Source organism: Synechococcus sp. R8-2, assembly GCF_047461715.1.
Taxonomy (GTDB): domain Bacteria; phylum Cyanobacteriota; class Cyanobacteriia; order Thermostichales; family Thermostichaceae; genus Thermostichus.
In genome coordinates this window covers 1-6,085 of the sequence record NZ_JANSHQ010000125.1, presented here as the reverse complement: position 1 = coordinate 6,085, position 6,085 = coordinate 1, and the positions used below count along the sequence as shown (strand labels likewise).

7 protein-coding genes and 1 pseudogene are annotated in these 6,085 nt (G+C 60.0%); 2 read left to right on the top strand and 6 right to left on the bottom strand.

The window, feature by feature from the left end; genetic code table 11:
* Positions 1 to 337 (top strand): annotated as a pseudogene (locus NW819_RS03530) (hypothetical protein); the annotation flags it as partial.
* Here NW819_RS03530 and NW819_RS03525 read toward each other — a convergent pair.
* From NW819_RS03525 to NW819_RS03515, 3 genes are all read right to left on the bottom strand, one after another.
* Complete coding sequence (locus NW819_RS03525) at positions 331 to 1,539, bottom strand: glycosyltransferase (RefSeq protein ID WP_414412899.1); 1,209 nt, start codon at positions 1,537 to 1,539, stop codon at positions 331 to 333. The pseudogene NW819_RS03530 and the gene NW819_RS03525 sit on opposite strands and share 7 nt — an antisense overlap.
* Before the next feature lie 29 nt (positions 1,540 to 1,568).
* Positions 1,569 to 1,982: a PH domain-containing protein gene (locus NW819_RS03520; RefSeq protein WP_011432347.1), complete on the bottom strand. Its 414-nt coding sequence runs from the start codon at positions 1,980 to 1,982 to the stop codon at positions 1,569 to 1,571.
* 396 nt (positions 1,983 to 2,378) lie between these two features.
* Complete coding sequence (locus NW819_RS03515) at positions 2,379 to 3,194, bottom strand: ion transporter (protein ID WP_414412898.1); 816 nt, start codon at positions 3,192 to 3,194, stop codon at positions 2,379 to 2,381.
* 145 nt (positions 3,195 to 3,339) lie between these two features.
* Here NW819_RS03515 and NW819_RS03510 point away from each other — a divergent pair, with 145 nt between their 5' ends.
* The gene (locus tag NW819_RS03510; protein WP_414412897.1) at positions 3,340 to 3,933 is read left to right on the top strand and encodes a Maf family protein; all 594 of its coding nucleotides are present in this window, start codon (positions 3,340 to 3,342) and stop codon (positions 3,931 to 3,933) included.
* Here NW819_RS03510 and gatB read toward each other — a convergent pair.
* The 3 genes from gatB to NW819_RS03495 form a co-directional block, all read right to left on the bottom strand.
* Positions 3,930 to 5,402 carry an Asp-tRNA(Asn)/Glu-tRNA(Gln) amidotransferase subunit GatB gene (gene gatB / locus NW819_RS03505; protein ID WP_011432351.1) on the bottom strand — a complete coding sequence of 491 codons (1,473 nt, stop codon included), beginning with the start codon at positions 5,400 to 5,402 and terminating at the stop codon, positions 3,930 to 3,932. The two genes, NW819_RS03510 and gatB, sit on opposite strands and share 4 nt — an antisense overlap.
* A 148-nt stretch (positions 5,403 to 5,550) precedes the next feature.
* Complete coding sequence (locus NW819_RS03500) at positions 5,551 to 5,835, bottom strand: acylphosphatase (protein WP_414351467.1); 285 nt, start codon at positions 5,833 to 5,835, stop codon at positions 5,551 to 5,553.
* Positions 5,832 to 6,014, bottom strand: coding sequence for a hypothetical protein (locus NW819_RS03495; RefSeq protein ID WP_041436250.1), 183 nt, complete (start codon positions 6,012 to 6,014; stop codon positions 5,832 to 5,834). The genes NW819_RS03500 and NW819_RS03495 overlap by 4 nt, the downstream gene beginning before the upstream one ends.
* Positions 6,015 to 6,085 lie beyond the last annotated feature (71 nt).

Genomic DNA, 6,085 nt, shown 5'->3' with positions numbered 1-6,085 from the left:
AGAACTGGAAGAGCAACTGGCCACACTGCGTCAGTCGGCCTCCGCTTCCCCTCAGCCAGCGGTTGTCGAGCCCAGGTCGAATCATCGGGCCCAGGAACGGATTCCTGCCGCGGCTGACGAGTCTGCTCCTTCCCCGGCCACCACCTGGAGAACACCCACCCCAGGGATCCCGCCGCTCACCCTGGACGAGCGGGAAGAAAGTGCCCCGCTCGGCTGGCGCCAACGGACAGAAAGGCTCCTGAAACGCTCCGCTTTGGCCGCTTCACGGGCAGGAGGGGAAACGGGCAGTCGCAACCGGATTGAGTTGCCGACTTTTGTGCAGCGGCGGCCCTACTGAGCGCTCCATTCTCGGGGATCCAACCGTTCTCCAGCTTGAAAACGAGGCCAAGCCCAGCGCAACAGGGCTCCCAGCTGGGCATGAAACCGCTCTGGGGCAAATTGCAGAGCATGGGCCCGAATCCGCTGCGGATCCCATTCCTGTCGATCCGCCTGCCGCAGCCCTTCCACCAGCGCTTCCACACTGGCCTCGGGAATGAGGATGCCGGTTTGGCCGTGGATGACCGTCTCTTGGGCACCTCCCCGGTTGAGGGCAACCACGGGGCGGCCGCAGGCCTGGGCCTCCACTGCCACTAGGCCAAAATCCTCCTCCCAGGGGAACAGCAGCAGCCGGCAATTGGCTAGCAGTTCCCGGAAACGATCGGGGGGCTGATGGGGCAAAAACTCCACCTGCGGCCCCGCCAGTCGCTTGAGCCGAGCCAGCTCCGGCCCTTCGCCCACAACCAGCAGCCGACGACCCAGCCGTTCACAGGCGGCAATTGCCAGATCCACCCGTTTGTAGGGCACCAGTCGGCCTGCCACCAGGTCATAATCGGCGCTGGGATCCGCCACCGGCTCAAACCCCTGCAGCGGAACGGGCGGATAAATGACCACAGCCTCGCGGCGATAGAGCTTGGCAATGCGGCGGCGAATGTGCTGGGAGTTGGCGATCAACAGATCTGGACGTTGAGCTGCCAGAAAATCCCATTGGCGCAAGCGGTGCAGCAGCCATTGGCTAATTGTGCGAATGGGCCCGATTCCCCCCAACCCTTCTCGCTGCAGATACAGCTCCCGGTTCTCCCACAGGTAACGGGTGGGGCTGTGGATATAGCTCAGGTGCAGGGTAGAGGCTCCCGTCAGGATCCCTTTGGCAAAGGCGTGGCTGCTGGAGATCACACAGTCATAGCCGGAGAGGTCGAAGCTCTCATAGGCCAACGGCATCCAGGGCAGCAGATACTTGAGGCGGGCGTGGTAGTCAGGGCGCAACACCCCCAGCCACTTGGCCCAGCCTTGCAAAAAGGAGGTGTGAATTGTCAGCTCCTGCCAGCTCGGCGGCAGGGTGTGAGCGGAGAAGAGACTGACGTAAAGGGGGGCCTGTGGGGCAAAAGCCACCAGCTCCTGCAGAACCTTTTCCGATCCCCCCGGCCAGATCAGGTACTCATGCACCAACGCCAGGCACCCAGGCCAAGCGGGATCCCGGCTGGGAAGAGTGGGGACAGCCACAGGAAGGGATCCCCAAGGCTCAGGCACTGTCAGGACTTGGCAGAGCGGCGCTTTTTGCCAATTGGGCCGCTCACCTGCTTGGCTTTCTCGTCGATCCGCTCATTGATGTAGTTGTAGATCTCGCGGAAGCGAGGCAGGGCCCGCATCTCCAGGCGACTGCCGTCCTTGAGGGTGAGCACCATGTCTCCCCACACGCCCAAGCCACGGGGCACCATAACCACCTTGGCAATCTCGCCGTAGATTACATCTGAGCGCTCCTTGCCGCCCCATCCCCCAATCACGGTGATGCGACGATTGGTAATCCGATAGTGTACCCACAGCTTACGCACCAGTGCCCCCACAAACAGAGGCAAGCCGACAAGTGTAGCCCCAATGAAGGAGTTCAACACCAAATCGCCACTGTGGGGGCCGCCCTCAAAAAAAACCTCCTCTTGCACCGCCATGCAGAGCACCGTCCGGTTGTTTAGAGTGTTGCCGTTAACGATCTTAAACGATTTCTCAGCTTTCCCCAACTGGGGCTAACGGCAGGTTCGGGATTGGTTGACATTCTCCCTGCCCCGGAGGGCAAGGGTTCTTTCCCAGGTCGCAGGATGACTCCCACTTCCTGGGCTACCTCATCCTTACGGATGAAGGGGGATGCCATGACCCCAACCACTGGGATGAACTCCCAGATACTTCTTCTGTTGACACTACGCCCTATTCAAGTTGGCGGAGTTTGCTCAGCACCACAGCACAAAGCCGACCTCAAGGGCGGGGCCTGCAACCCAGTTTTCTTGGTCAACCTGTTGTTGCCTTGGCACAGGAAATTTTCTGAAAATGCCGGGCCAACCCCGATAGGCTTAACTGCCTGGGTAGAGCGGTGTGCCGCAGCGCTTGCAGAATTGGGCATCCCCATCGTGCTGGGAGAGGCCACAGCCTGGGCAGGCCCACTGTACCGAGTTGCCGCTTTTTACCAGTTGCTTGATCAACTCCCCCACTTGCCAAGGGATCAGGGCTATGCCCGTCAAGATCATCAACACTGTCAGCAGCCGGCCCAGCTCAGAAGTGGGGGTGAGATCCCCAAACCCCACCGTGGTCATGGTAACGACGGAAAAGTAGAAAGCATCCAAAAAGGTGGCAAAAGCGCCAGGATTCACTGGATGTTCTACCTGGTAGATCAGCCCAGAGTAGACGAAAACAATGGCAAAGAGGGTGAAGAAAATGCGCAGCAAAATGCGGCTATCGGCGGAGATCACTTGCCCAAACAGGGTTTTGCCCTCCACCAAGCGCAGCAGCCGCAGGATGCGAAACCAGCGCAAGAGGCGGATGAAGCGAATATCGGTTAGCCCGGCAAAAAAGGGCAAAATGGCCAGCAAATCGATGAGTGAATAGAGGCTGAAGACGTAGCGCAGCTTTTGCGGGGCCGCCGCCAGGCGGAGCAGATATTCCACCACAAACAGGCCGAGAATGAGGCGATCCACCCGCTCCAGCCCAAGACGCACCTCAGGGGGAACGGGATAGGTTTCCACCACAAAGAAGGTGGACGAACAGAAAACCAGCGCCGCCACCAGCAAGTTCACCCAGCGGCTTTCCGGAGTGTCTTGATCCCCCCAATAGCGCTGGAGGATCCCAGAATGGGCAAGATCGAGATCAGCTTGGGTGGGGAGAGTGGTCACAAACGGGATCCAGCTGGGAAGATATCGAGAGAGTTTCCTTTCAACGCCCATCAGGCGCATACTAACTAAGCTAATGGAAACTAGCTCACAGAGCGAACTTCCCCTAAGCAAACGTCCAGGCTTTGGGTGTTAATTAGGTGAGTCGATGTTGCCTCCTATCGTACTGGCCTCGCAATCCCCTGCCCGCCGCCAATTGTTAAAGGCTGCCGGGATCCCCCATCGCGTTCAACCCAGCTACTTCGACGAAAGCCAAATCCAGAGCTCTAATCCGGTGGAGCTGGTGCAGAAGCTGGCCTCGGCGAAAGCCGAAGTGGTGGCGGCCCAGCAACGGGAGCCCGTCTTGGTCGTGGGGGCCGACTCCGTGCTCTACCTAGATGGCGAGATCCTGGGCAAGCCGGCCAATGCTCTGGAGGCGGAACGGCGCCTGCGGCAAATGCGGGGCGAAGTGGGAGAGCTCTACACAGGCCATGCCTTGATTGACACGAAGCAGAACCGCCGCCTCACCCACTATGCGGTGACGCGGGTGTTTTTTGCCAAGCCCAGCGACGAGGAAATCCGCGCCTATGTGGCCACCGGTGAGCCGCTCAATTGTGCTGGCTGTTTTGCCATCGATGGCCGCGGCAGCCTGTTTGTGGAGCGGATCGAGGGGTGCCCCGGCAATGTTATCGGGCTGAGCTTGCCCCTGCTGCGGCGCATGATGCAGGAGTTGGGCTATTCCCTCACCGATGCTTGGAGCTAGCCGTCGAGGTGTTGCTTGAGCAGGTCGTTGGCCAGCTTTGGATCTGCCCGTCCCTGAGTTTTTTTCATCAATTGCCCGACAAAGTAGCCGAAGAGCTTGGTTTTGCCCCCCCGATACTGCTGCAGTTGCTCGGGGTTTTCTGCCAGCACCTCGGCGATCATCTGCCCCAGCAGAGCGCTATCCGAGATTTGGGTCATGCCTTTGGCTTCCACCAGGGCGCGGGCCGACCCGCCTTTTTCCAGCAGTTCCGGCAGGATCTCCTTGGCGATTTTGCTGGAGATGGTGCCCTGCTCGATGAGGCCAATCAGCTCGGCCAGGGTTTCCGGCTTCAGGGCAATGTCGGGATAGTCCAGCTTGTGGGTGTTGAGGTAGCTGGCGATGTCGCTCATCATCCAGTTGGCGGCTGCTTTCGGGTCGGCACCGGCGGCGATCACGGCTTCAAAGTATTCGGCGGTGTTGCGCTCATCGCTGAGGTAGCGGGCATCGTACACCGAGAGGCCGTACACCTCCTGATAACGTCGCCGCTTCACACCGGGCAATTCCGGCAGCTCTGCCTGCCAGCGGGTTTTCTGCGCTTCGGTAACGCGAATGGGCGGCAGATCCGGCTCCGGGAAATAGCGATAGTCGCTGGATCCCTCTTTCTTGCGCATGCTGATGGTGCGCTGGCTGTTTTCTTCCCAGAGGCGGGTCTCTTGCACGATCCGCTCGCCTGCCTCCACAGCCTTGACTTGGCGGTTGAACTCGTACTCGATGGCCCGTTGGATGGCGTTGAAGGAGTTCATGTTTTTAATTTCCACCTTCGTGCCAAAGGTCTGGGATCCCAGCGGACGCACCGAGATGTTCACATCACAGCGCAGGGATCCCTCCTGCAGGTTGCCATCGCACAGCCCGGCATAGCGCAGGATGCGGCGCAGCTCTTGCACATACTCGGCTGCCTCTTCCCCGCTGCGGATGTCCGGCTCGCTGACGATCTCGATGAGGGGAACCCCCGCCCGGTTGAAATCCACCAAAGAGTAGCTGGATCCCGATAGGCGATCGCTGCCAGCATGTACCAGTTTGCCCGCGTCTTCTTCCATGTGCAGACGGGTGATGCCGATGCGCTTGGTACGACCGTCGCTGAGCTGGATCTCAATCCAGCCGTGGGTAGCAATCGGCAGGTCGTATTGGGAGATTTGGTAGTTTTTGGGCAAGTCGGGGTAAAAGTACTGCTTGCGGTCGAACTTGCTGTAGGGGGCAATGGTGCAATTCAAGGCCAAACCCGCTTTGACCGCGTACTCCAGCACCTTTTCGTTGAGCACCGGCAGGGTGCCGGGCAGGCCCATGCAGATGGGGTCAATCTGGGTGTTGGGGGGAGCGCCAAAGGCTGTCGCGCTGCTGGAGAAGATCTTGGAGCGAGTGCTGAGCTGGCAGTGAACTTCCAGCCCAATCACAGCTTCGTATTGCACTTTGGCGGGGGCAGCAACAGTCATGGGATGGGAAAAACTTGCGGTGTAACCATTCTAGTGCGACCTTGGGGGATCCCAGCTCACAGACAGTTTCTGGGGACGGCAGCCCAGAACCCAGGACGAGGCCGGAGCAGCCCAGCTTGAAGCAGATCCTCAGAACAGCGAAACTTCCTCAAACGGTAGGGCGAATCTCAAAAGTGGGTAGACCTTCCGGCGGCTCGGAACGTTGCTCAATGGCCTCCACAACCGAACCGGGGCTGCCCTGTTGGCACCAGCGCAGCATGGCCTCCACCGCAGCAGGGGATCCTTCAAAAACGGCCTCGACGCGACCATCCCGCAAGTTGCGCACCCAGCCGCCAACACCGGCATTGCGGGCCATGGCTTCGGTGTGGGCGCGAAACCCCACCCCCTGAACCCGCCCCCGTACCCAGACGTGAACGCGAACCCTGTCACTCATGCCGACGGGGATCCCTCCGTTGTGCTGCAGGGTTCTGGCGACTCGGTCGGCTCCTCCGGAGTCTCTGAGGTCTGCCGATCCAGCCACCCCACAAGAACGTTGACCAGGGCAACCAAGCCTAGGAGCCCCAGCGAGATCCCACAGGCATACCCAATCGCTTGCCACAGCACGGAAGACATGAACCCAACCTCACGAACGCTTGTGCAGAGGATCCCACCCTTCATGCACCGTGACATCCTCCCGGCGCTCG